Origin of the sequence: Solicola agrisoli (assembly GCF_049059935.1) — a bacterium.
In the GTDB taxonomy this organism is placed as follows: domain Bacteria; phylum Actinomycetota; class Actinomycetes; order Propionibacteriales; family Nocardioidaceae; genus JAURVT01.
Genome location: NZ_JBMGQR010000004.1, coordinates 66,701 through 90,042 on the forward strand (window position 1 = coordinate 66,701; position 23,342 = coordinate 90,042).

General features: G+C 72.2%; 22 protein-coding genes. 4 read left to right on the plus strand and 18 right to left on the minus strand.

The genetic code is table 11. The annotated features are described in order from the left end of the window. Positions 1-254: 254 nt before the first annotated feature. The 12 genes from ACI6PP_RS02890 to ACI6PP_RS02945 all read right to left on the minus strand — a co-directional run bounded on the left by ACI6PP_RS02890 (position 255) and on the right by ACI6PP_RS02945 (position 13,463). The gene (locus tag ACI6PP_RS02890; protein ID WP_421108921.1) at positions 255-710 is read right to left on the minus strand and encodes a MaoC family dehydratase; all 456 of its coding nucleotides are present in this window, start codon (positions 708-710) and stop codon (positions 255-257) included. Between the two features lie 23 nt (positions 711-733). Further along, positions 734-2,029 carry a thymidine phosphorylase gene (locus ACI6PP_RS02895; protein ID WP_421108923.1) on the minus strand — a complete coding sequence of 432 codons (1,296 nt, stop codon included), beginning with the start codon at positions 2,027-2,029 and terminating at the stop codon, positions 734-736. Further along, the gene (locus ACI6PP_RS02900) at positions 2,026-3,231 is read right to left on the minus strand and encodes a cytochrome P450 (RefSeq protein WP_421108925.1); all 1,206 of its coding nucleotides are present in this window, start codon (positions 3,229-3,231) and stop codon (positions 2,026-2,028) included. Before ACI6PP_RS02900 ends, ACI6PP_RS02895 begins: the two co-directional genes overlap by 4 nt. Next, on the minus strand, positions 3,228-3,599 hold the full coding sequence (locus ACI6PP_RS02905) for a cytidine deaminase (RefSeq protein ID WP_421109001.1): 372 nt from the start codon (positions 3,597-3,599) through the stop codon (positions 3,228-3,230). The genes ACI6PP_RS02900 and ACI6PP_RS02905 overlap by 4 nt, the downstream gene beginning before the upstream one ends. A gap of 46 nt (positions 3,600-3,645) precedes the next feature. Then, positions 3,646-4,893 (minus strand): ABC transporter permease, encoded by a 1,248-nt coding sequence (locus tag ACI6PP_RS02910; RefSeq protein ID WP_421108927.1) that lies wholly within the window; start codon positions 4,891-4,893, stop codon positions 3,646-3,648. Further along, complete coding sequence (locus ACI6PP_RS02915; protein ID WP_421108929.1) at positions 4,890-5,987, minus strand: ABC transporter permease; 1,098 nt, start codon at positions 5,985-5,987, stop codon at positions 4,890-4,892. Before ACI6PP_RS02915 ends, ACI6PP_RS02910 begins: the two co-directional genes overlap by 4 nt. After that, complete coding sequence (locus ACI6PP_RS02920; RefSeq protein ID WP_421108931.1) at positions 5,984-7,501, minus strand: ABC transporter ATP-binding protein; 1,518 nt, start codon at positions 7,499-7,501, stop codon at positions 5,984-5,986. The genes ACI6PP_RS02915 and ACI6PP_RS02920 overlap by 4 nt, the downstream gene beginning before the upstream one ends. A 143-nt stretch (positions 7,502-7,644) precedes the next feature. After that, positions 7,645-8,709 (minus strand): BMP family lipoprotein, encoded by a 1,065-nt coding sequence (locus ACI6PP_RS02925; protein ID WP_421108933.1) that lies wholly within the window; start codon positions 8,707-8,709, stop codon positions 7,645-7,647. 133 nt (positions 8,710-8,842) lie between these two features. Continuing rightward, on the minus strand, positions 8,843-10,024 hold the full coding sequence (locus ACI6PP_RS02930) for an amidohydrolase (protein ID WP_421108935.1): 1,182 nt from the start codon (positions 10,022-10,024) through the stop codon (positions 8,843-8,845). Between the two features lie 19 nt (positions 10,025-10,043). Continuing rightward, a complete protein-coding gene (locus ACI6PP_RS02935; protein WP_421108937.1) occupies positions 10,044-10,790 on the minus strand; it encodes a succinate dehydrogenase/fumarate reductase iron-sulfur subunit in 747 nt (248 codons plus the stop codon). Then, positions 10,787-12,742, minus strand: coding sequence for a fumarate reductase/succinate dehydrogenase flavoprotein subunit (locus tag ACI6PP_RS02940; protein ID WP_421108939.1), 1,956 nt, complete (start codon positions 12,740-12,742; stop codon positions 10,787-10,789). Before ACI6PP_RS02940 ends, ACI6PP_RS02935 begins: the two co-directional genes overlap by 4 nt. A 1-nt stretch (position 12,743) precedes the next feature. Next, positions 12,744-13,463 (minus strand): succinate dehydrogenase cytochrome b subunit, encoded by a 720-nt coding sequence (locus tag ACI6PP_RS02945; protein ID WP_421108941.1) that lies wholly within the window; start codon positions 13,461-13,463, stop codon positions 12,744-12,746. 92 nt (positions 13,464-13,555) lie between these two features. Here ACI6PP_RS02945 and ACI6PP_RS02950 point away from each other — a divergent pair, with 92 nt between their 5' ends. Then, positions 13,556-14,488: a LysR substrate-binding domain-containing protein gene (locus ACI6PP_RS02950; RefSeq protein ID WP_421108943.1), complete on the plus strand. Its 933-nt coding sequence runs from the start codon at positions 13,556-13,558 to the stop codon at positions 14,486-14,488. Positions 14,489-14,499: 11 nt separating this feature from the next. Here the strand turns inward: ACI6PP_RS02950 and ACI6PP_RS02955 are convergent, their stop codons facing one another. From ACI6PP_RS02955 to ACI6PP_RS02975, 5 genes are read right to left on the minus strand one after another with little or no spacing between them, the layout of a single operon-like run. Continuing rightward, complete coding sequence (locus ACI6PP_RS02955; protein ID WP_421108945.1) at positions 14,500-15,438, minus strand: serine/threonine dehydratase; 939 nt, start codon at positions 15,436-15,438, stop codon at positions 14,500-14,502. Beyond that, entirely contained in the window at positions 15,435-16,538 is a 1,104-nt protein-coding gene (locus ACI6PP_RS02960; protein WP_421108947.1) for a YihY/virulence factor BrkB family protein, read from the minus strand. The genes ACI6PP_RS02955 and ACI6PP_RS02960 overlap by 4 nt, the downstream gene beginning before the upstream one ends. Next, positions 16,535-17,038: a 2'-5' RNA ligase family protein gene (locus ACI6PP_RS02965; protein ID WP_421108949.1), complete on the minus strand. Its 504-nt coding sequence runs from the start codon at positions 17,036-17,038 to the stop codon at positions 16,535-16,537. Before ACI6PP_RS02965 ends, ACI6PP_RS02960 begins: the two co-directional genes overlap by 4 nt. Before the next feature lie 9 nt (positions 17,039-17,047). Beyond that, positions 17,048-18,088: a tryptophan--tRNA ligase gene (gene trpS, locus ACI6PP_RS02970; protein WP_421108951.1), complete on the minus strand. Its 1,041-nt coding sequence runs from the start codon at positions 18,086-18,088 to the stop codon at positions 17,048-17,050. Between the two features lie 43 nt (positions 18,089-18,131). Next, a complete protein-coding gene (locus ACI6PP_RS02975) occupies positions 18,132-18,836 on the minus strand; it encodes an SDR family NAD(P)-dependent oxidoreductase (RefSeq protein WP_421108953.1) in 705 nt (234 codons plus the stop codon). Positions 18,837-18,994: 158 nt separating this feature from the next. Between ACI6PP_RS02975 and galK the strand changes: the two genes are divergently transcribed. From galK to ACI6PP_RS02990, 3 genes are read left to right on the plus strand one after another with little or no spacing between them, the layout of a single operon-like run. Further along, on the plus strand, positions 18,995-20,107 hold the full coding sequence (gene galK, locus ACI6PP_RS02980) for a galactokinase (protein WP_421108955.1): 1,113 nt from the start codon (positions 18,995-18,997) through the stop codon (positions 20,105-20,107). Positions 20,108-20,115: 8 nt separating this feature from the next. Further along, on the plus strand, positions 20,116-20,949 hold the full coding sequence (locus ACI6PP_RS02985) for a prephenate dehydratase (RefSeq protein ID WP_421108957.1): 834 nt from the start codon (positions 20,116-20,118) through the stop codon (positions 20,947-20,949). Positions 20,950-20,951: 2 nt separating this feature from the next. Then, positions 20,952-22,058 carry a GNAT family N-acetyltransferase gene (locus ACI6PP_RS02990; RefSeq protein ID WP_421109003.1) on the plus strand — a complete coding sequence of 369 codons (1,107 nt, stop codon included), beginning with the start codon at positions 20,952-20,954 and terminating at the stop codon, positions 22,056-22,058. A 7-nt stretch (positions 22,059-22,065) separates the two neighbouring features. Here the strand turns inward: ACI6PP_RS02990 and ACI6PP_RS02995 are convergent, their stop codons facing one another. Then, a complete protein-coding gene (locus ACI6PP_RS02995) occupies positions 22,066-23,298 on the minus strand; it encodes an MFS transporter (RefSeq protein WP_421108959.1) in 1,233 nt (410 codons plus the stop codon). Between the last annotated feature and the right edge of the window lie 44 nt (positions 23,299-23,342).

A 23,342-nucleotide genomic window follows, 5' to 3' on the forward strand; every position in this document is an offset into this window, starting at 1 on the left:
GGTGGACGTCTCGGTGGGTGGACGTCCGGGTCTCAGCAGCCCCAGCCGTCACACCGACCATGGCAAACAGGTGCGAACCACGGTGAATTCGCCATGGTCCGCGACCGTTTGCCATGGTCGGCACCCCCGCCGTCTCACCCCACGAGACCCGTGGACGGCTGAAGGCGGGACCCGCCGCCGCCCCGCCCATAGGTGCGCCCTTCGTCGCGCGAGCACCCCGAGCACCAGCCGCGCTGCAAGCCAGCACCCCCGCGTCACTCCGCGAGCAGCAGCACGACCGTCTCGGCGACGCAGGCAGGACGCTTGCCGCCCTCGATCTCGATGGTGTGCTGCAGGACGACCTGCTGGCCCTTCTCGATGTCGGTGACCTCGAGGACCTTGACGCGCGAGCGCACCCGGGAGCCGACGGGGACCGGGGAGGGGAAGCGCACCTTGTTGGCGCCGTAGTTGATCTTGGCGCCCTCGCCCGCGAAGGCGAACACCTGCGCGCCGAGGTACGGGATGAGCGACAGCGTCAGGTAGCCGTGCGCGATCGTCGCGCCGAAGGGGCCCTTGGCGGCCTTCTCGGGGTCGACGTGGATCCACTGGTGGTCGCCGGTCGCGTCGGCGAACGCGTCGATCCGGTCCTGCGTGACCTCGAGCCAGGCGCTCAGGCCCAGCTCCTCGCCGGCTGCGGCCGACACCTCGTCGGGGTCGTTCAGCACGCGCATGTGGATCGGTCCTCTCGGTTGGTTCAGCTGATCGTGTCGATGACGATGGGTGCCGCGTCGACGGGCGTGCCCGCCTCGGCGACGTCGAAGCCGCCCTCCAGGGCCTCCAGGGCGCGGGCGAACCGCTCGGGGGTGTCGGTGTGGAGCGTCAGGAGCGGGTCGCCGGCGCGGACGACGTCGCCGGGCTTGGCGTGCATCTGCACGCCCGCCGCGGCCTGCACGGCCTCGCCGGGACGCGAGCGGCCGGCGCCGAGACGCCAGGCGGCCAGGCCGACGGCCATCGCGTCGAGGCGCGACAGGACGCCGTCGGCGGGTGCGGGGACCACGTGGATGTCGGTCGCGCGGGGCAGGTCGGCGTCCGGGTCGCCGCCCTGGGCGCGGATCATCTGCTTCCAGACGTCCATCGCGCGGCCGTCGGCGAGCGCGTCGGCGGGGTCGACGTCGCCGCGGCCGGCGGCGCGGAGCATCTCGCGGGCCAGCGCCAGCGTCAGCTCGACGACGTCGGACGGACCGCCGCCGGCGAGCACCTCGACGGACTCGGCCACCTCGAGCGCGTTGCCCGCCGTGAGGCCGAGCGGGGTGGACATGTCGGTGAGCAGGGCGGTGGTCGCGACGCCGGCGTCGGTGCCGAGGGCCACCATCGTCTCGGCGAGCTCGCGCGCGTCGGCCTCGGTCTTCATGAACGCCCCCACGCCCACCTTGACGTCGAGCACCAGCGAGCCGGTTCCCTCGGCGATCTTCTTGCTCATGATCGAGCTGGCGATGAGCGGGATGGCCTCGACGGTGCCGGTGACGTCGCGCAGCGCGTAGAGCTTCTTGTCGGCCGGCGCCAGGCCCGAGCCCGCGGCGCAGATCACGGCGCCGACCTGCTCGAGCTGGTCGAGCATCTGCTCGTTGCTGAGCGACGCCTGCCAGCCGGGGATCGCCTCGAGCTTGTCGAGCGTGCCGCCCGTGTGGCCGAGGCCGCGGCCCGACAGCTGCGGGACGGCCACGCCGCACGCGGCCACGAGCGGGGCGAGCGGCAGGGTGATCTTGTCGCCGACCCCGCCGGTGGAGTGCTTGTCGGCGGTGGGACGGGACAGGCCGGAGAAGTCCATCCGCTCGCCCGAGGCGATCATCGCCGCCGTCCAGCGCGAGATCTCGCGGCGTCCCATGCCGTTCAGCAGGATCGCCATCGCCAGCGCCGACATCTGCTCGTCGGCGACGACGCCGCGCGTGTAGGCGTCGACCACCCAGTCGATCTGGGAGTCGGCGAGCTCGCCGCCGTCGCGCTTGGCGGCGATCACCTCGACGGCGTCGTGCTGCTCGGGCTGGGTCATGCGGGGCTTCCTTCGAGGTCGACGTCCAGGCGCTCGAGGCCGCGCAGGACGAACGTGGGACGGCGTGGGGCGACGCCGGTGGCGCTCAGCCCCGGGTGGCGGCGCAGCAGCTCCCCGAGCGAGATCTGCAGCTCCAGGCGGGCGAGCGGTGCGCCGAGGCAGAAGTGCACGCCCATGCCGAAGCCGACGTGCGGGTTGGGATCGCGGGCGACGTCGAGGTCGTCCGGCTCGGCGAAGACGGCGGCGTCGCGGTTGGCCGAGCCCATCAGGCAGGCCACGGTCTCGCCCGCGGCCACCGGGGTGCCGAGCACCACCGAGTCGCGCAGACAGGTGCGCTCGAACAGCTGGAGCGGCGCGTCGAAGCGCAGCAGCTCCTCCAGCGCGGACTCCACCGACACCTCGCCGGACGTCACGCGGGCCAGCTGGTCGGGACGCTGCAGCAGCGACGCCAGGCCGTTGCCGAAGGCGTTCACCGACGCCTCGTGGCCGGCGTTCAGCAGCAGCACGACCGAGGCGACGAGCTCGTCCTCGCTGAGTCGACCGCCCTCCTCGGTGGCCGCGATCAGGTCGGTGACGAGGTCCTCGCGCGGGTCGTGGCGGCGCTCGGCGACGAACGCCCGCACGTAGTCCGAGAACGCGGTGCTCGCGGCGACGGCGGCGTCGCGGGTGGACGCGGGGACGTCGTGCTCGTACATCTTCACGATCGCCTGCGACCAGTCGCGCAGCAGCTCGTGGTCCTCGCCCGGCACGCCGAGCAGGTCGGCGATGACGAGCACCGGCAGCGGCTCGGCGTAGGCGCCGACGACGTCGACGACGGGCCCGTCGAACGCGTCGAGCAGCTCCGAGGCCAGCGCCTGGACGCGGGGGCGCATCCGCTCGACGTGGCCCCGCCCGAACGCGCCGGCGACGAGGCGCCGCAGCCGGGTGTGCTGCGGCGGCTCGTTCTCCATCATCTGGTGCTGGTGCAGGTCGTTGAACGGCTTCATCTGCGCCGCGGGCTCGCGGTCGGTCCAGACCCGTCCGAACGCGCGGTCGCGCAGCACGGCGCTCACCGCGGCGTGCGACGTCGCGAGCCAGGTGCCGCGCGTCTCGTGGCGGACCATCGGGCCGATCCGGCGGAGCGAGGCCAGCGCCGGGTAGGGGTCGGCGACGAACCCCGGGTCGGTGAGGTCGAGGTCGGTGGTGAGCGTGGCGGTGGTCATCGGCCGGCCAGGTCGTCCGCGCCGAAGGCGTCGGGCAGCACCTCGGACATCGTCTTCACGCCGTGCGCGGTGGCGAGCTCGCACGTGGGCCCGCCGTTCTCCCACAGCAGCTGGCGGCACCGGCCGCAGGGCATCAGCAGGTCGCCGTTGCGGTCGACGCACACCACGTGGGTCAGCCGGCCCCCGCCGCTCGCGTGGAGCGACGACACCATGCCGCACTCGGCGCACAGCGCGACGCCGTACGCCGCGTTCTCGACGTTGCACCCCACCACGGTGCGGCCGTCGTCGACCAGGCCGGCCACCCCGACCTGGAAGTCCGAGTAGGGGGCGTACGCGCGTCGCATGACCTGGGTCGCCTGGGCGTGCAGCTCGGTCCAGGGCCCGGTGTCGGGAAGGGCGTCCACGACAGGCAGGCTACCCCGCCTGGCCCTTGCGGTACGGCTTGCCGTCGGCCGCGGGCATGCGCAGTCGTTGGGAGGCCACCGCGAGGGCGAACAGCGTGATCACGTAGGGCGTCATGCCGACGAACGCGCGGGGCACGCTGTCGGTGACCAGGTACCAGGCGAGCACCAGCACCGCGATCGAGCCGATCGACAGCGCGGTGATCTTCTGCCCCTGGCGCAGGCGCCAGACGGCCAGCGCAGCGAGCACCACGGTGATGAGCAGCAGGAGCGCGTGGACGACCAGGCCACCCGCGGGCAGCAGGCTGACGCCGTCGGTGTAGCCGAACATCAGCGAGGCGATGACGATGCCGCCGGGGCGCCAGTTGCCGAAGATCATCGCGGCCAGGCCGATGTAGCCGGTGCCGTTGGTCTGGCCGACGGTGAACGAGCTGGACGACACCATCGTCAGGTAGACGCCGCCGAGCCCGGCCAGCGTGCCCGAGACCAGCACCGCGACGTACTTGTAGCGGATCACGTTGACGCCGAGGGTCTCGGCGGCCTGGGGGGCCTCGCCGCACGAGCGCAGGCGCAGGCCGAACGGGGTGCGCCACAGGATCCACCCGCTGGCGACGACGAGCACCACCACCAGGATCGTCAGCAGCGAGACGCCCGTGGTGGCCGCGGCGACGAGCGCGGCGACGTCCGAGACGCCGAAGACGTGGCGGTCGGAGAGCCACTGGGCGCCGTCGGAGAGGCCGGGGACGGTGACGCGCGGCAGCGTGTCGTACCCCGACAGGTTGCGCGGCCCGCCGCCCTCGAGATCGTTGAAGTAGGCCTTGGCCAGGAAGCCGATCGCTCCGAGGCCGATGATGTTGACCGCCACGCCCGACACGATGTGGTCGACGCCGAAGGTGACGGTGGCGACGGCGTGCAGCAGCGCGCCGAGCAGGCCCATCACCGCGGCGCCGACGACGCCCGCGTACGGGCCCGCGTGGTACGCCATGAAGGCCGCGCCCCACGTGCCGAGCAGCATCTGGCCCTCGAGCCCGATGTTCACCACACCGGCCCGCTCGGCCCACAGGCCGCCGAGCGCGGCCAGCAGGATGGGGCAGGCCGACAGGATCATGGCGCGCAGGGTGCCCGGCGCCGTCAGCTGGTCGGCGCCGGTGACGACGCGCACCAGGGCGACGGTGACCACGGCGACCAGCGCCAGCAGGAGCCAGGCGTGCTGGAACGTGCGGATGCGCGAGTCGGACCGGGGGGTCGTGGTCGTGCTCATCGGCTGGCCTCCTCGGGGGCGGGCCGGGCCGAGTCGAGCTCGCGGGCCACGGTCTCCTGCTCGCGCCTGATCTGCAGGCGCCGGACGATCTCGTAGGCCACGACGACCGCGAGGACGACGACGCCCTGGGTGATCGAGATGATCTCGGGCGCGACGCCGACCGACTGCAGGTCGTTGGACTGGGCGGACAGGAACGCGAACAGCAGCGAGCCCACCATGATCCCGACCGAGCGGTTGCGGCCGAGCAGCGCGACGGCGAGGCCGGTGAAGCCGAGCCCGCTCTGGAAGTTCTCGGGGATGCCGAACTTGTGCACCGAGCCGAAGAACGCGGGCATCCAGACCAGGCCGGCGACGCCGCCCGACAGCGCCATCGCGATCAGCGTCATCTTCTTGGCGTCGACGCCGCTCGCGGCGGCCGCCGTCGACGAGGTGCCGGTGGCGCGGAGGTCGAAGCCGAAGCGGGTGTGGTTGATGAGCAGCCAGTAGCCGATGGCGACGAGCACGGCGATGATCGCCAGCGCCCACACCTGGTAGGGGCCGTCCACGACCTGGAACCCGACGGGCTGCTGGTTCAGCTCGAGCGGGTTGGTGGTGAACGTGTAGCCGCTGGAGACGCCGTAGCGGTTGACCAGGTAGCCGGCGAGGGTGAGGGCGACGTAGTTGAGCATGATCGCCGAGATCACCTCGCTGACGCCGCGGCCGACCAGCAGGAAGCCGCCGATGCTCGCCCACGCGGCGCCGGCGACGACCGCCACGACGAGGGTGGCCGGGATGACGGCGGGCCCGGAGATCAGGCCGGACCCGGCGAAGAACGCGCCCGCGCAGCTGCCGGCGATGTACTGGCCCTCGACGCCGATGTTGAACAGGTTCATCCGGAACGCGATGGCCGCGGCGAACGCGGAGATCGCGATCATCGCGGTCTGGTTGACGATCGTCACCGACACGCGAGGGATGGGCACCGAGAGGATCGTGGAGTAGAACTGGCCGGCCGAGCCGCCGGTGACGGCGATGACCAGGCCGGTGACGACCATCGCGAGCACCACCGCGACGACCGCGGGCAGCAGCGAGAACAGGACGCGACGCGCGACGTTCATGCGGCCTCGCCTCCACCGGTCATCGCCGAGCCGAGCTCCTGCGCGGTGACCTTGCGGGGGTCGAACCGGCCGACGAGCCGGCCGCGCAGGATCACCTCGATGCGGTCGGACAGGCCGATCAGCTCGTCCAGGTCGGCCGAGATCAGCAGCACCGCCAGGCCCTCGTGACGGGCCGTGCGGACGTGGTCCCAGATGGCGGCCTGGGCGCCGACGTCGACGCCGCGCGTGGGGTGTGCGGCGATGAGCAGGACCGGGTCGCCCGACATCTCGCGTCCGACGATCAGCTTCTGCTGGTTGCCGCCCGACAGCGCGCGGGCGGTGGTGTCGATGGACGGCGTGCGCACGTCGTAGGAGTCGACGATGCGCTGGGTGTCGCGGCGGGCACCCTTGCGGTCGACGAACAGGCCGCGGACGTTGGGCTTGCGGGTCTGGTGGCCGAGGATGCGGTTCTCCCACAGCGGGGAGTCGAGCAGCAGCCCGTGGCGGTGACGGTCCTCGGGGACGTACCCGACGCCGGCCTCGCGCACGCGGCGGTTGCTCCAGCCGGTGATGTCCTCGGTGCCGAGGTGGATCGTGCCGCCGCTCAGGGTGCGCATGCCCATGACGGCCTCGACCAGCTCGGCCTGGCCGTTGCCCTCGACGCCGGCGATGCCGAGCACCTCGCCCCGGTGGATCTCGAGGTCGATCTCCTGCAGCACGGCGCGTCCGTCGGAGGCGAAGACGCTGACGTTCCGCATGCTCAGCTGGACGACGTCGGTGACGGTGGACTCGGTGGTGGCCGGGCTCGGCAGCTCCTCGCCGATCATCAGCTCGGCGAGCTGGAGGCGGGTGGCCGTGGCCGGGTCGGCGGTTCCGACGGTGGTGCCGCGGCGCATCACCGTGATGTCGTCGGAGATCGCCAGCACCTCGTCGAGCTTGTGCGAGATGAACAGCACCGAGTTGCCGGCCGCGACGAGCACCCGCAGGTTCTCGAACAGGGCGTCCACCTCCTGCGGGACCAGCACGGCGGTGGGCTCGTCGAGGATGATGATGCGGGCCCCGCGGTAGAGGACCTTGAGGATCTCGATGCGCTGACGGGCCGCGACGCCGAGCGTCTCGACGAGCACGTCGGGGTCGAGCCCGAAGCCGAACTGCTCGGAGATCTCGCGGATCCTCCGGCGGGCTCCGCCTCCGATGCCGTGCAGCTTCTCGGCGCCGAGCACGACGTTCTCGAGGACGGTGAGGTTGTCGGCCAGCATGAAGTGCTGGAAGACCATGCCGATGCCGCGCGCGATCGCGTCGGTGGGCGAGGAGAAGGTGACCGTCTCGCCGTCGACGGTGATGGTGCCGTCGTCGGGCGCCTGGACGCCGTAGAGGATCTTCATCAGCGTCGACTTGCCCGCGCCGTTCTCGCCGATCAGGGCGTGGACGGTGCCCGGCCGGATCGTGACGTCGACGTCGTGGTTGGCCACGACGCCCGGGAACCTCTTGCCGATGCCGCTGAGGACGACGGCGGCCGTCTCGGGTGGTGCCACGAGCTCTCCCTGGTACGAACGGTGCGGATCATGACCGACGATGCATCATGACGGACGCTGCATCATGACGGACGCTGCATCATGACGAACCCGGGGCCGTCGGTGCGACGGCCCCGGGTTCGGGTCTCACGAGCGGCCGGTGGTCACGGCTTGTCGGGCACCGTGACGTCGCCGTCGACGATCTGCTTCTTGTAGCCCTCGAGCTTGCTGATCGTGTCCTCGGTCAGCAGGTCGCCGGAGGTGGAGTAGCCCACGCCGTCGGCCTTGAGGTCGAACGTCGTGTAGCCGGTCTGGGGCTTGCCGTCGGCCACCGAGGCGATGAAGTCCTTGGTCGCGACGTCGACGCGCTTGAGCATCGAGGTCATGATGTGGGGCTTCTGGTCGGCGCTGGCGCTCTGCCACTGGTCGGAGTCGACGCCGATGGCGAACTTGTCGGCCTGCGTCGCGGCGTCGAAGACGCCCGCGCCCGAGGCGCCGGCGGCGTGGTAGACGACGTCGGCGCCGCCCTCGTACATCGCGGTGGCCGCGGCCTGGCCGTCGTCGGGGGCGTTGAAGCCGCTGACGTCGGTCTCCTCGAGGTACGTGACGTCGATCTTGACGTCCGGCTTGGCGGCCTTGGCGCCCGCCTCGTAGCCGGCCTGGAACTTCTGGATCAGCGCGTTGTTGACGCCGCCCACGAACCCGATCTGGCCGGACTCGGACTGCAGCGCGGCGGCGGCGCCGACCAGGTAGGAGCCCTGCTCCTCGGCGAACGTCAGGTAGGCGACGTTCTCGTTCTCGGTGTCGTCGGGGTCGAAGCCGTCGATGATCGCGAAGTTCACGTCCGGGTAGTCCGGCGCGACCGCGTTGACCGACTCGCTGTAGGCGAAGCCGACGCCCACGACGACGTTGTAGCCGTCGTCGGCGAACCCGCGCAGGCGGTTCTCGCGGGTGGCCTCGTCCTCGTCGGTCGACGCCTCGCCCTCGGTGGACTCGAAGTCCGAGGCCTGCTTGGCCTCCTGGAGGCCCTTGTAGGCGGCGTCGTTGAACGACTTGTCGCCGCGGCCGCCGACGTCGTAGGCGAGGGCGACCTTGAGGTCGCCGCTGCCGCCCGAGGAGGCCTCGGCCGACGCGTCGTCCGAGCCGCTGTCGGCATTGGTCCCGCAGCCCGCGAGGAGCAGCGCCGAAGCGGTGATCCCGGCGGCGGCGAAGGTGCTGAGTCGACGCAACGTAGCTCCCTGGAGTGCGTGGTGTGGTGGGTCCGGGAACGTCCCCGGCGACCCAGACTCTAGACGCTGGATGTTTCGCACCGGGGTCGCGAACGGACTCGATACGAGACTGTGACCTCGCGCCGCGGCCGCGTCAGGGACGCGAGACGAGCGCCGCGGTGGCCAGCACCTTGGCCCCGATGGCGACGGCGCGCTCGTCGACCCGCAGGTTGCCCTGGTGGAGGTCGTACGTGGGCCCGTCGGGCGTGCGGGTGCCGAGGCGTCCCATCGCTCCGGGCACGGACTCGACGTACCAGGCGAAGTCCTCCCCGCCGAGGCTCTGCGACGTCGGTGCGACAGCGCTCGGGCCGATCGCGGCGGTGACGGCCTCGCGCAGCAGCTGGGTGGACGCGGCCTCGTTGACGACGGGCGGCACCCCGCGGACGTACGTGACGTCGGCGCTGACGCCGTAGGGCGCGATGATGTCGGCGATCAGGCCGCGCACCAGGTGCTCGGCCTCGTGCCAGGCACTGGCGTCGAGCATGCGCAGCGTCCCGGAGATCTCGCCGGTGGACGGGATGACGTTGGGCACGCTGCCGGCGTGGACGCTCCCCCAGACCATGCTGGCGCCGGCCCGGGGGTCCAGGCGGCGCGACAGCGCGCCGGGCAGCTCGGTGACGAGCGTCGCCAGGGCATAGGTGAGGTCCTGGGTGAGGTGCGGACGCGACGTGTGCCCGCCCCGGCCGTTCAGCACCACCCGGATCTTGTCGGACGCACCCGTGATCGCGCCCTCGCGCAGGCCCACCTGGCCGACGTCGAGAGACGGGTCGCAGTGCAGCGCGAAGATGCGCGAGACGCCGCGCAGGATGCCGCCGGCGATCAGCTTGAGCGCCCCGCCGGGCATGATCTCCTCGGCGGGCTGGAAGACCAGCCGCACCCGCACCGGCAGCGGCGTCACCCGGTCGACCTCGGCCAGCGCGGTGGCCGCGCCGACCAGGGCGGCGACGTGGACGTCGTGGCCGCAGGCGTGCGCCGCCCCGGCCACCGTGGACCGCCAGGGGTCGGTGGTGGTGTCGTCGACGGGCAGCGCGTCGAGGTCGGCGCGCAGCGCGACGAGCGGACCGTGGCCGCTGCCCACCTCGGCCACCAGGCCGGTGCCGTCCAGGCGCTCGTGCGGCACCCGGCCCTTGTCGAGCCACGCCGACACGAGGTCGGTGGTGCGCTCCTCCTGCCACGACAGCTCGGGGTGCGCGTGCACCGTGCGCCGCAGCTCCAGCAGGTCGGGCGTCAGCGCGTCGACCGCGGTGGCGAGGTCGTACGAGCTGGCGTCGGGCATCACGTCAGGCTAGATGCCCTCAGCCCTCGCCGCGCGCGAGGGCCCCGAGGAGGTCCTTGTTCAGCCGCGAGATGGTGTGCAGCGGGATGCCCTTGGGGCACGCCGCGGTGCACTCGCCGATCTGGGTGCAGCCGCCGAAGCCCTCGGCATCGTGCTGGTCGACCATGCCGATCACGCGGCTGTCGCGCTCGGGCTGGCCCTGGGGCAGCAGTCCGAGGTGCGTGATCTTGGCGGCGGTGAACAGCATCGCCGAGCCGTTGGGGCACGCCGCGACGCAGGCGCCGCACCCGATGCAAGTGGCGGCGTCGAACGCGTGGTCGGCGTCCTTCTTGGGCACCGGGGTGGCGTGCGCGTCGGGCGCGGTGCCCGTGGGGGCGCTGACGAAGCCGCCGGCCTGGATGATGCGGTCGAACGAGCTGCGGTCGACCACGAGGTCCTTGACCACCGGGAACGAGCCCGAGCGCCACGGCTCGACGTCGATCGTGTCGCCGTCGGTGAAGCTGCGCATGTGCAGCTGGCACGTGGTGGTGACCTCGGGGCCGTGCGCGATGCCGTTGATCACCACGCCGCACGAGCCGCAGATGCCCTCACGGCAGTCGTGGTCGAACGCCACCGGCTCCTCGCCCCGGACGCTGAGGTCCTCGTTGAGGACGTCCAGCATCTCCAGGAACGACATGTCCTCGGACACGTCGTCGAGCTGGTAGTCGACCATCTGGCCGTCGGTCTCGTTGTTCTTCTGGCGCCATACCCGCAGGTTGATCTTCACTTGTAGCTCCGCTGCTTCAGCTCGACGTAGTTGTAGACCAGGTCTTCCTTGTGCAGGACCGGACCGGCGTCCCCGTGCTCCCAGGCCGCGACGTAGGCGAACTCGTCGTCGTGGCGCAGGGCCTCGCCGTCCTCGGTCTGGCTCTCGGCGCGGAAGTGGCCGCCGCACGACTCCTGCCGGTGCAGGGCGTCGATGCACATGAGCTCCCCGAGCTCGAGGAAGTCGGCCACGCGGCCGGCCTTCTCCAGGCTCTGGTTGAGCTCCATGCCCTCACCGGTGACCAGCACGTCCTCCCAGAACTCCTTCTTGAGCTCCCGGATCCGGCTGATCGCCTTGCGCAGGCCCTCCTCGCTGCGCTCCATGCCGCAGTAGTCCCACATCACGTGGCCGAGCTCCTTGTGGAAGGAGTCGACCGTGCGGGTGCCCTTGATGGAGAGCAGTCGCTCGATGCGCAACTCGACCTGCTCGCGCGCCTCGAGGACGGCGGGGTCGGACTCGTCCACCTTCGTGAACGGGCCGTCGGCGAGGTAGTCGTTGATCGTGTTGGGCAGGACGAAGTACCCGTCGGCCAGGCCCTGCATCAGCGCGGACGCGCCGAGGCGGTTGGCGCCGTGGTCGGAGAAGTTCGCCTCGCCGGTCACGAACAGGCCCGGGATCGAGCTCTGCAGGTCGTAGTCGACCCACAGGCCGCCCATCGTGTAGTGCACGGCCGGGTAGATGCGCATCGGCACCTCGTACGGGTTCTCACCCGTGATCCGCTCGTACATGTCGAAGAGGTTGCCGTACTTGGCCTCGACGGCCGGGCGTCCCATCCGGTCGATCGCGTCGGCGAAGTCGAGGTAGACGCCGAGCCCGCCGGGGCCGACGCCGCGCTTCTCGTCGCACACGTTCTTGGCCGCACGCGACGCGATGTCGCGCGGCACCAGGTTGCCGAAGGCCGGGTAGATGCGCTCGAGGTAGTAGTCGCGCTCGTCCTCGGGGATCTCGCGGGGGTCGCGGTCGTCCTCGTGGGCCTTGGGCACCCAGATCCGGCCGTCGTTGCGCAGCGACTCGCTCATCAGCGTCAGCTTGGACTGGTAGTCGCCGCTGACGGGGATGCAGGTCGGGTGGATCTGCGTGTAGCAGGGGTTCGCGAAGTAGGCGCCCTTCTTGTGCGCGCGCCAGGTGGCCGTGACGTTGCAGCCCATCGCGTTGGTCGACAGGTAGAACACGTTGCCGTAGCCGCCGCTGGCGAGCACGACGGCGTCGGCCAGGTGGGTGGAGATCTCGCCGGTCTTGAGGTCGCGGACGACGACGCCGCGCGCCTTGCCGTCGACGACGACGACCTCGAGCATCTCGTGCCGGGTGTGCATCTTGACCGCGCCGGCGGCGATCTGGCGCTCCAGCGCCTGGTAGGCGCCGATCAGCAGCTGCTGGCCGGTCTGGCCGCGCGCGTAGAACGTGCGGGACACCTGGACGCCGCCGAAGGAGCGGTTGTCGAGCAGGCCGCCGTACTCGCGGGCGAACGGGACGCCCTGCGCGACGCACTGGTCGATGATCTCGACGCTGGTCTGCGCGAGGCGGTAGACGTTGGACTCGCGCGAGCGGTAGTCGCCGCCCTTGACGGTGTCGTAGAACAGCCGGTAGATCGAGTCGCCGTCGTTGCGGTAGTTCTTGGCGGCGTTGATGCCACCCTGCGCGGCGATGGAGTGCGCGCGGCGCGGGCTGTCCTGGTAGCAGAAGCTGGTGACGTGGTAGCCGGCCTCGCCGAGCGTGGCGGCGGCCGAGGCGCCGGCCAGACCGGTGCCCACGATGATCACCGAGAGCTTGCGGCGGTTGGCCGGGTTGACCAGCTTGGCGTCGAAGCGCCGCTGGTCCCACATCTGGGAGATGTCGTCGACCGTGGGCGCCTTGGCGTCGGCGATCGGCGCACCCTCGGTGAAGAACTCGTCGATTCCTGAGCTCTGAGTCATGTCAGCTCCCGTAGCCGAAGAGGGCGATGGACAGCGGCGGCACGAGGAAGCCGCCGGCGATGACGACGGCGAGCACCGTCGCGAAGATGTTGAGGTGACGGCGACGCTTGGTGCTCGTGTTGGCGCCGAGCGTGGCGAAGGCGCTCCACAGGCCGTGGCGCAGGTGGAAGCCGACGGCGAGGATCGCGACGACGTAGGCGAGCGTCACGTACCAGATCGAGAAGCTGTTCACCATCGCCTGGAACTTGCTGTCGGTGTCGCCGCCCGGGTGCAGCACGCCCGCGGTGAAGTGCAGGACGTGGAAGACGATGAACGCCAGGATGATGATGCCGCCCCAGCGCAGGGTGAACGAGGCGTAGGAGCGCTGGACGCCCCGACGGTTCTGGTTCGAGTGGTAGCGGTTGGCTCCCCGGCGTGCGCTGGCCGTGCGGGCCCGGCGCCAGAGCGCGACGGCCGAGTAGGCGTGCGCGAGCACGGCGCTCAGCAGGACGACGCGCAGGATCCACAGCGCGCCGCCGTGCGGCAGGTAGGGGTACGCGATGTTCCGCAGGCCCTCGAGGTAGGAGTCGAAGCGCTCCTGGCCCTGGAAGAACTTGAGGTTGCCGTACATGTGGATCAGCAGGTACCCGACCATGATCAGTCCGGAGACTGCCATCAGGGCCTTCAGCGCCACCGTCGAGCGGCTCGCCTGCGCGCGGGGGGAGAGTGTCTTGGTCGCCACCTGCTCACAGTAGGTCGGTTGCGACGGATCCGCTAAGTCATAGTGAGGTGTGCTTTCATAGCCGTTGGCTATCGTCGGGATAGGCTCGTGTCATGGCGCTGCAGATCCACCAGCTGACGTACTTCGTGGCCGTCGCCCGCACCCGCCACTTCACGCAGGCCGCCGAGCTCTCGGGGGTCTCCCAGCCCAGCCTGTCCAAGCAGGTGCGGGTGCTCGAGAACACCCTCGGCGCGCGGCTGTTCGACCGCGTCCGCGGCGCCGTGACGCTGACCGCCGCCGGCGAGGCCCTGCTCCCGCTGGCCCAGCGGATCCTGATCGACGTCGAGGCCGCCCAGCGTGCCGTCGCCGAGGTCTCGGACATGCGACGCGGGCTGCTGCGGCTCGGCGGCACGCCGTCGCTGTGCGCCGGCCTGCTCGCGGGAGCGCTCGCGCGGTTCCACGCCGAGTACCCCGGCATCGACCTGCAGGTGCGCGAGGGCGGGTCGCGCGACCTCGTCGACGCACTGCACCGTGGCGAGCTGGACCTCGCGCTGATGATCGACTCGCCCCGGGGCGCCGACCCCGACCTCAGCCTGACGCCCCTGCTGCGCGAGAGCCTGCTGCTGGCCAGCCCCGCCGACGCCCCTCCCCCGACCGACCAGCCGCGGATGCCCGTCTCGGACCTGCGCGGCCGTCCGCTGGTGATGTTCCGCGAGGGCTACGACCTCCGCGAGCGCACCCGGGCGGCGTGCCTGGCCGCGGGGTTCGAGCCGACCCTCGCCATCGAGGGCGGCGAGATGGACGCCGTGCTGCAGTTCGTCGAGGCCGGCATCGGCCTGGCCGTGGTGCCCAGCATGGTGCTGCGCACCCGTCCGACCCTGCGCGGCACCCCGCTCGAGCACCCCCGTCTCGAGCGCACCGTCGCCCTCGCGCACCGCCGCGAGGCGAGCCTGCCCGCGTCGGCCGCCGCCTTCCAGACCGTGCTGGCCCTCCACCTCACCACCTGGGGCGCGGACGAGCTCGGGGACGACCTGCGGCTGCTGTGAGGGGCGCAGGCCTAGGGGATGGACGGGTTGTTGCCGCCGCTGACGACGACCACGACGACCTCGCCGGGACGGACGGTCACGGCGCCGGTCATCAGGGCGGCGAGCGGCGTCGCGGCACCGGGCTCGGCGAGGACGCGGCAGCGCTGCCAAAGCCAGCGGCGGGCCTCGACGATCGCGTCGTCGGGGACGGTGACGGGAGGCAGGTCCAGCTCGGTGGACACCGCGAAGGCGTAGCGGCCGACGGTGGAGGAGCCGAGGGAGTCGGCCGCGACGCCGCCGACCTCGATCTCGACGGGCTCGCCCGCGGCCCGGGCGGCGGCGAGGTTGGCGCAGCGCTCGGGCTCCACGGGGACGACGGGCACCCGGTCGCGCAGGGCCAGGGCGGTGCCGGAGAACAGGCCCCCTCCCCCGCAGGCGACGAGCACGTGGTCGGCGTCGGGCACCTGCTGGGAGATCTCCAGGCCCACCGACGCCGCGCCGCACGTGATGGACCGCTGGTCGTAGGCGTGCACCATCTCCACCGGGTGCTCGGCCTCGTAGGCCCGCGCGGCCTCGGCGGCCTGCGGGTAGTAGCCGTCGACGACGTGGGCGGTCGCGCCGTAGCCGCGGATGCGGTCGACCTTCTCCTGCGGCGACGTCGACGGGACGAACACGTCGGCCGACACGCCGACGTGGCCGGCCGCCCACGCGAGGGCCGCACCGTGGTTGCCTCCGGACGCGGTGACGACGCCTGTGGTGCCGTCGGGCAGCGACAGGACGGAGTTCAGCGCGCCGCGTGCCTTGAACGACCCGGTGTGCTGGGTCAGCTCGAGCTTCAGCACGACCCGCGCCGGGACGCCGAGCTCGTCGCCGTGGACGTCCAGGACGGGGGTGCGACGTACCTGCCCGGCCACGCGCGCCGCGGCCGACTCGAGCTCGGCGCGGGTGGGCAGCGTGGGGAGGTCGCTCACCGCCGCGTCAGCTCCTTGGCCTTCTCGCTGCGCAGCCAGGCGTAGAGCAGCGCGACCAGCGAGCCGAGGACCGCGACCGGACGCGCCAGCGTGACCAGCTGCGAGGCCGAGGGCATCGCCGCGGCGGCGGGCTCCACCCGGATGGTCGACTCGGGCTCGTGGCCGAGGGCGTAGGGCTCGGCCGCGGGCGCGGTGTCGAGCGCGGCGACGCCCCGCACGGTGTAGGCCCAGGCGGCGCCGTAGACCGTCAGGCGCGAGCAGTAGTTGATCCAGACCACGAGGGTGATGGCCAGCGCGAGGGGCGCGAACGCGGTACCGCCGACGCTGCCCAGCACGTAGACCACGAGGAACTTCAGCACCTCGAAGCCGATCGCCGACAGCAGCGCACCGCTGCGGCGTGCCGAGGCGGGCACGTGGCTGCCCCGGCCGAGGATCGAGAAGATCGCGAAGAACAGCAGCGTGCTGGCGGCCAGCCCGACGAGCGCGCCGAGCACGTAGACGACCACCTGCGCGACGACTCCGGGCGTCTGCACGACGTCGAGGATCGCGTCGGTGAACCCGCCGACGAGCGAGGTGATGGAGACCGAGACCGTGAGGATCAGGCCGATCACGACGAGGGCCAGCAGGTCGGTCGCCTTGCCCACGACGAAGTTCGGTCGCTTGGCGATCGACTGGTCGAAGGTGGTCGTCACCGACTCGCGCAGGGCCTGGATCCAGCCGAGCCCGGTGTAGAGCAGACCCACCAGCGCGACGACGCCGACCGTGGCCGCGGCCTGCGTGATCTGGTCGAGCGTGATCGACCCGTCGCCCGGCTGGTCCGAGATGATGCCGGGCAGGATCCCCTGCACGGCGGTGACCACCGTGTCGTTGGCCTGGGGGTAGATGTTCGACACCCAGCCGGCGACGGCGAACGCCATCGCGAGCAGCGGGAAGAACGACAGGAACCCGAAGTACGTGACGCCGCCGGCCAGCAGGTTGCCGCCCGAGCGCGTGTAGTGGTCGTTCATCCGCAGCACGTGGTCGAGGAACGGCGACCGCGCACGGGCCGCCTCGAGGCGCGCGGCGATCTTGGCGCCGATGCCCTGCTTCTCCTCGGTCACAGCGCGAACTCGCGGTGGGTGATCCAGCCGTCGCGCTCGTCGTGCACGTAGAGCGAGAAGGCGGTGACGTCGAAGGTGCACTCGAACTCGGCGAGCTCGTCGAACGCGCGGTCGAGCGCCTCGTCGTCGAGGTGGTGCGCGACGGTGACGTGCGGGTGGTACGGGAACTCGAGGTCGCCCTTCAGCAGCCCGGCCCGCACCGACTTGGCCAGCAGCTCGGTGGGCGAGATCCCCTCGGCCACCGCCACGAACACCACCGGTGAGATCGGGCGGAAGGTGCCCGTGCCCCGCAGGTGGATGCGGTACGGACGGTGCTCGGCCGCGGCCTCGGACAGGCGCTCGTACACGGTGTCGAGGTCGCCGTCGGTCTGCTGCGGCGGCAGCAGCGTGACGTGGGTCGGGACCGTCCGCGCGGCGGGGTCGCCGAAGGCCGCCCGGTGGCTGCGGAGCTGCTCGCCCCACGGCTCGGGGACCGGGACCGCCACGCCGATCGTCAGCATGCGCCGACCCTAGCCTGTGGTCGAGGCGCCGGCGCCCGACGGCGGCACGAACCCGACCTTGTCGAAGACGTCGGCCAGCGTCGCCGACGCGACCTCGCGCGCACGCTCGGCCCCGCGGGCCAGCAGGCGGTCGAGCTCGGCCCGGTCGTCGAGCAGCGCCAGCGTCCGTCCGCGGAAGTCGGTGACGAACTCGCCAACCACCTCGGACAGGTCGACCTTGAGGTGTCCGTACCCCTTGCCCTCGTACCTCTGCTCGAGCGCGGCGACCGTCTCGCCGGTGAGCGTCGAGTAGATCGTGAGCAGGTTCGACACGCCGGGCTTGGCGGCCGCGTCGAAGCGCACCTCGCTGCCCGAGTCGGTGACCGCCGAGCGGATCTTCTTGGCCGACACCTTGGGCTCGTCCAGCAGGTCGACGATGCCCGCAGGCGACGACGCCGACTTGCTCATCTTGGCCGTCGGGTCCTGCAGGTCGGTGATCTTCGCCGTCTCCTTGACGATGTGCGGCACGGGCACCGTGAACGCCTCACCGAAGCGGTGGTTGAACCGGCCGGCGAGGTCGCGGGTGAGCTCGAGGTGCTGACGCTGGTCCTCACCGACGGGCACCCGGTCGGCCTGGTAGAGCAGGATGTCGGCGGCCTGCAGGATCGGGTAGGTGAACAGCCCGACGGTCGAGCCCTCGGCGCCCCCCTTGGCCGACTTGTCCTTGAACTGCGTCATCCGGCTGGCCTCGCCGAAGCCGGTGATGCACCCCAGCACCCAGGCGAGCTGGGCGTGCTCGGGCACGTGGCTCTGCACGAACAGCGCACTGCGCTCGGCGTCGACGCCGGCCGCGATCAGCTGCGCCGCGGAGCGGAGCGTCCGCTCGCGCAGCAGCGCCGGGTCGTGCGGCGTCGTGATCGCGTGCAGGTCGACGACCATGTAGAACGCGTCGTGGTCGTCCTGCAGCAGGGGCCACTGCCGCAGGGCCCCCAGGTAGTTGCCGAGGTGGAACGAGTCGGCCGTCGGCTGGATGCCGGACAGGACACGAGGCTGGGAGGACGAGCGCGGCATGCGCCGATTCTGCCAGTGCCCGGACGCGCGGCTCCCGCTCCCCTCACCAGGCGACGGTGTCGCCGCGGTAGTCCAGGAACTGCAGGCCCGCCCGCCCGCGCTGGGCCGCCATCGTCGCCACCAGTCGGGGGATGCTCTCGTCGACGGTGAGGTGGGCGTCCGACCCGCCGAGGTCGGTCCGCACCCAGCCCGGCGCCATGAGCAGCAGCGTGCGCGGGTCGTCGCGGTGCCGGGCCGCGTAGCTGCGCATCAGCTGGTTGAGCGCGGACTTGCTGGCGCGGTAGACCTCGAACCCGCCGCGCTCGTTGTTCGCGACGCTGCCCTGGCCGGACGACATGACCGCGATCGTGCCGCGAGGGTCCACCAGGTCGCCGAGCGTCTCGACGACGCGCATCGGGCTGAGCGCGTTGGTGACCATCAGGTGGGTGAAGGTCTCGGTGGTGACGTCGGCGGTGGTCTCGTCGCGGTCGTTGGTCACCCCCGCGTTGACGAACAGCAGGTCGAGCCGGCGACCGCCGAGCCGCTCGCGGAGCGCCTGGACCTGCGGGGGCTCGTTGATGTCGACGGACTCGACCTCGAGCCGGCCGTCGGCGCCCTCCTCCAGCTCGTGCAGGGCGGTCCGGCCGGTGCCCCTCACGGTCGCGACCACCCGCGCCCCTCGTCGCAGGTGCTCCTGGACGATCGCGAGGCCGAGCCCGCGGGACGCGCCGACGACAAGGACCGTGAGGTCCTCGGGGGTGTCGTCCATGGGGTCTCCTCTGCCTGCGACGGTCTGCCCCACCATCGTCGGGCAGGACGTGGCACCCCGCCACCGGCCACCGCCGTCGTCCTCGTCGTCCACCGACGATCCACAGGACAGGACGTGCCCCGCTGCGCGCGCCGACCGGCAGGGACCAGACTGTGCCCGTGACCTCGACCAACGACGCCCCCGTCCGCGCCTGGGCCGCGCCCGGACGGGTCAACCTGATCGGTGAGCACCTCGACTACAACGGGGGCCCGGCGCTGCCGTTCGCGATCGACCGCACCACCCGGCTCAAGGCGCGTCCCCGCACCGACGGGCGCGTGCGCGTCTGGAGCTCCGAGGCCGAGGGGTCGGTCGAGTTCGGCGTCGACACCGAGCCGGGCCAGGTGGACGGCTGGGCGGGCTACGTCGCCGGCGTCGTGTGGGCCTGCGCGCAGGACGGCCACGTGCTCCCCGGCTACGACCTCGTGCTCGAGTCCGACGTCCCGCTCGGCGCGGGCCTGTCGTCGTCGGCCGCGCTGGAGTGCGTCGTGGCGCTCGCCGTCCGCGACCTGCAGGGCCTGGACCTGACGTCCGCGCAGGTGGCCCGGCTCGCCCAGACCGCCGAGAACGACTACGTCGGGGCCCCCACCGGCTCGATGGACCAGCTCGCGTCGGCGTGCTGCGAGGACGGCCACGCGCTGCTGGTCGACACCCGGACCGAGCCGCCGACCCTGACGAGCGTGCCCGCGGGCTGGGACGCCGACGGCCTCGCGGTCGTCGTCGTCGACACCCGCGCCGAGCACACCCACGCGAGCGGCGAGTACGCGACGCGTCGCAGCGAGTGCGAGCAGGTGGCCGAGCTCGTCGGCGTCGAGCAGCTGGCCCTGGCGCCGCCCGACGCGATCCTCAAGGTCGACGACCCGGTGCTCAAGGCACGGCTGCGCCACGTCATGACCGAGACGACGCGCACGCGCGCCGCCGTCCGGGCGCTGCGCGAGCGGCAGTGGGAGCACCTCGGCACGCTGCTCACCGCGTCGCACGTCTCGCTCCGCGACGACTACGAGGTGTCCTGCATGGAGCTCGACGTCGCCGTCGACGCCGCGCTCGAGGCCGGCGCGTTCGGCGCCCGGATGACCGGCGGCGGCTTCGGCGGCAGCGCCATCGCACTGGTCCCGCGCGAGGGCGTCGACGCGGTCGTCGCCGCCGTCGAGAAGTCGTTCGCGCACGCCGAGCTGACGGCGCCGCGCTCGTTCGTCGTCTCCCCCGGACGCGGCGCGCACGAGGTGGTCCGATGATCAGCAGGATGACCATCGCCTACCAGGGCGAGCCGGGCTCCAACTCCGACATCGTCTGCCGGCGCGAGTACCCCGACGCCGAGCCCGTCGCGTGCGCCTCGTTCGAGGACGTCTTCGCGCTCGTCGAGGGCGGCGGGGCCGACCGCGCGATGATCCCGATCGACAACTCGATCGCCGGACGCGTCGCCGACATCCACCACTTCCTGCCGACGTCGAGCCTGCACATCGTCGCCGAGCACTTCCTGCCCATCCACTTCTCGCTGATGGTGGTGCCCGGCGGCCGGCTCGAGGACGTCCGCACCGTCCACAGCCACATCCACGCGCTGGGCCAGTGCCGCAAGATCATCCGCGAGCACGACCTGCTGCCGGTCATCGGCGGCGACACCGCCGGCTCGGCCCGCGAGGTCGCCGAGTGGGCCGACCCGACGCGCGCCGCGCTCGCCACCGGGCTGGCGGCCGAGATCTACGGTCTCGACGTGCTCGCGCGCGACGTCGAGGACGAGGACCACAACACGACCCGCTTCGTCGTGCTCGCCCGCGACCCCGAGTGGGTGCCGGCGGGCCGCGGACCCACCGTCACCAGCTTCGTGTTCCGGGTGCGCAACGTGCCGGCCGCGCTCTACAAGGCGTTGGGCGGGTTCGCCACCAACAGCGTCAACATGACCAAGCTCGAGTCGTACATGGTCGAGGGCGAGTGGACGGCCACTCAGTTCCTCGCCGAGGTCGACGGGCACCCGGACGAGCGGCCGCTGGCCCTCGCGCTCGAGGAGCTCGGGTTCTTCACCACCCACGTCCGGATCCTCGGGGTGTACCCGGCCGACCCGTTCCGCCTCGACACGTGAGCATGCGCTGGCAGGACGAGGTGCCCGTCCTCACCGACGGCGTCGTCACGCTGCGCGCGCACACCGAGGACGACGTCGACCCGATGACGCAGATGTGCCAGGACGGGCAGATGGTGCGCTGGACGAGCGTCCCGCACCCCTACACCCGGGCCGACGCACAGCGCTACGTGCGCGACTTCCTGCCCGAGGGCTGGCAGCGGCAGCACCGCGGCTGGGCCGTCGAGGCGCTGGACGACGACGGCGAGCCTCGCTACGCGGGCAACCTCGACGTCCGTGGCCTGCCGGTCGCCGACGTCGGCTTCGCGCTGCACCCGTGGGCGCGCGGGCGCGGGGTCATGCACCGCGCGGTGTCGCTGGCCACGCAGTGGGCGTTCATGGACGGCGGCGTCGAGATCGTGCACTGGCGTGCGCACGTCGGCAACGTCGACTCGCTGCGCGTCGCGTGGCGTGCCGGGTTCTCGCTCGACGGCACCACCCCCGGGCTGCTGCACGAGCGCGGCCGGCTGCTCGACGCCTGGACCGGCCACCTGTCGTTCGGCGACCGTCCCGAGCCCCGCACGACCTGGTGGGACACCCCGGTCGTCGACGGCGAGCGGGGGCGGCTGCGTCCGTTCCGCGAGGACGACCTCGAGCGCGTCGTCGAGGCCACCCGCGACGACGAGACCCACCGGTTCCTTCAGGTCGTCGGCCTGCCGCGCGACCTCGCGGCGGCCCGCCGATGGCTCGACCGCAACGCGTGGGGGTCGGCCACCGGACGGTCGGTGCACTGGTGCGTCGCCGATCCCGCGAGCGACGCGTTCCTGGCCACCGTGGCCGTCACCAACGTCGGCGAGGTCGAGCCCCTGACGGGCGAGCTCGCCTACTGGGCCCACCCCGACGCGCGCGGGCGCGGCGTCGTGGGCGAGGCGGCGCGGCTGGCCCTGGCGCACGCGACCGCGCCGGACGGCATGGGGCTGCGCCGCGTCGAGCTGCTGGCCGCGGCGTCCAACCCCGGCAGCAACGCGATCGCCCGACGCCTGGGCTTCGTGCACGTGGGCACCGAGCGGGCCGCCGAGCCCCTCGCGGACGGGAGCTTCGACGACCTCGTCAGGTACGACCTGCTCGCCTGAGCGGGGGTCAGTGCGAGAGCGAGACGCGCAGGTGGTCGCGGCGCTCGATGGTCGCCGAGACCGCCAGCACCACCAGGCCGGCCGTGGCGAGGACGACCCCGACCGCGGCGGGGGCGGTGTAGCCCAGTCCGGCGGCGATCACCAGGCCGCCGAGCCAGGCACCGAGGCCGTTGGCGATGTTGAGCGCCGAGTGGTTCATCGCGGCGCCCAGCATCTCGGCCTCGCCGGCCACGAGCATCAGGCGCAGCTGGAGGAGCACCGCGAGCACCGAGGCGTTCACCGAGATGCAGAACAGCACGAGGATCGCGGTGACGGGGTGGTGGGCCGCCCCGACGAACAGACCGAGGAAGACGCCGATCGTCACCATGGCGCCGACGAGCGAGCCGAACAGCCAGCGGTCGGCGAGCCGTCCGCCGAGCGTGGTGCCGACGATGCTGCCCACGCCGAAGGCGAAGAGCACCCACGGGATGGCGCCGCGGCCGAGGCCGGTGACCTCGGTGATGGTGGGCGCGACGTAGCTGTAGACGGCGAACATGCCGCCGAACCCGACGGTGCCGATGCCGACCGTCAGCCACACCTGGGGGCGGCGCAGCGCGCCGAGCTCGCGCCTGACCGACGCGGTGGTGTCGCGACCGGCGGCCGGGACGACGGTGGCCAGGCCGATCGCGGTGACGACCGCGAGGGCCACCACGGCCCAGTAGGCCGCGCGCCACCCCAGTGCCTGGCCGAGCCAGGTGCTGGCCGGGACGCCGGCCACCTGCGCGACGGCCAGGCCGAGCATCACCGAGCTGACGGCGCGTCCGCGCTTGTCGCGGCTGACCAGGGAGGCCGCGATGAGCGACGCAACCCCGAAGTACGCGCCGTGCGGCAGGCCCGCCACGAAGCGGGCGACCATCAGGCTGCCGTACGACGGCGCGAGCGCGGTGAGCACGTTGCCGAACGCGATCGCGAGCACCAGGCCGAGCGCGAGGCCGCGGCGCGGCAGGCGCGCACCCAGCGACACGATCGGCGGCGCGCCGACCACGACCCCGGCGGCGTAGGCGGTGATGACGTGCCCCGCCTCGGGGATCGTGGCGCCGACGCCGGTGGCGATGTCGGGCAGCAGGCCCATCGTCACGAACTCCGTGGTGCCGATGACGAACCCGCCGAGGGCGAGGGCCGCGATGGCCGTCACCACCCGCACGGCGCTGTGCGGCGCCTCCGCCTGCACGTGGGTCGGGGCCTGCACCTGCCTCGTCATGGTCATAGTGACAAGTAAGGCACAGGCCCCGGAGATTGTTCCAG

Coding starts and splice junctions, on each gene's coding strand:
- ACI6PP_RS02985 (WP_421108957.1), top strand. CDS start 20,116: ATGACCATCGCCTACCAGGGCGAGCCGGGCTCCAACTCCGACATCGTC.
- ACI6PP_RS02910 (WP_421108927.1), bottom strand. CDS start 4,893: ATGAGCACGACCACGACCCCCCGGTCCGACTCGCGCATCCGCACGTTC.
- ACI6PP_RS02940 (WP_421108939.1), bottom strand. CDS start 12,742: ATGACTCAGAGCTCAGGAATCGACGAGTTCTTCACCGAGGGTGCGCCG.
- ACI6PP_RS02890 (WP_421108921.1), bottom strand. CDS start 710: ATGCGCGTGCTGAACGACCCCGACGAGGTGTCGGCCGCAGCCGGCGAG.
- ACI6PP_RS02990 (WP_421109003.1), top strand. CDS start 20,952: ATGCGCTGGCAGGACGAGGTGCCCGTCCTCACCGACGGCGTCGTCACG.
- ACI6PP_RS02995 (WP_421108959.1), bottom strand. CDS start 23,298: ATGACGAGGCAGGTGCAGGCCCCGACCCACGTGCAGGCGGAGGCGCCG.
- ACI6PP_RS02965 (WP_421108949.1), bottom strand. CDS start 17,038: ATGCTGACGATCGGCGTGGCGGTCCCGGTCCCCGAGCCGTGGGGCGAG.
- ACI6PP_RS02895 (WP_421108923.1), bottom strand. CDS start 2,029: ATGACCCAGCCCGAGCAGCACGACGCCGTCGAGGTGATCGCCGCCAAG.
- ACI6PP_RS02900 (WP_421108925.1), bottom strand. CDS start 3,231: ATGACCACCGCCACGCTCACCACCGACCTCGACCTCACCGACCCGGGG.
- ACI6PP_RS02975 (WP_421108953.1), bottom strand. CDS start 18,836: ATGGACGACACCCCCGAGGACCTCACGGTCCTTGTCGTCGGCGCGTCC.
- ACI6PP_RS02950 (WP_421108943.1), top strand. CDS start 13,556: ATGGCGCTGCAGATCCACCAGCTGACGTACTTCGTGGCCGTCGCCCGC.
- trpS (WP_421108951.1), bottom strand. CDS start 18,088: ATGCCGCGCTCGTCCTCCCAGCCTCGTGTCCTGTCCGGCATCCAGCCG.
- ACI6PP_RS02915 (WP_421108929.1), bottom strand. CDS start 5,987: ATGAACGTCGCGCGTCGCGTCCTGTTCTCGCTGCTGCCCGCGGTCGTC.
- ACI6PP_RS02930 (WP_421108935.1), bottom strand. CDS start 10,024: ATGCCCGACGCCAGCTCGTACGACCTCGCCACCGCGGTCGACGCGCTG.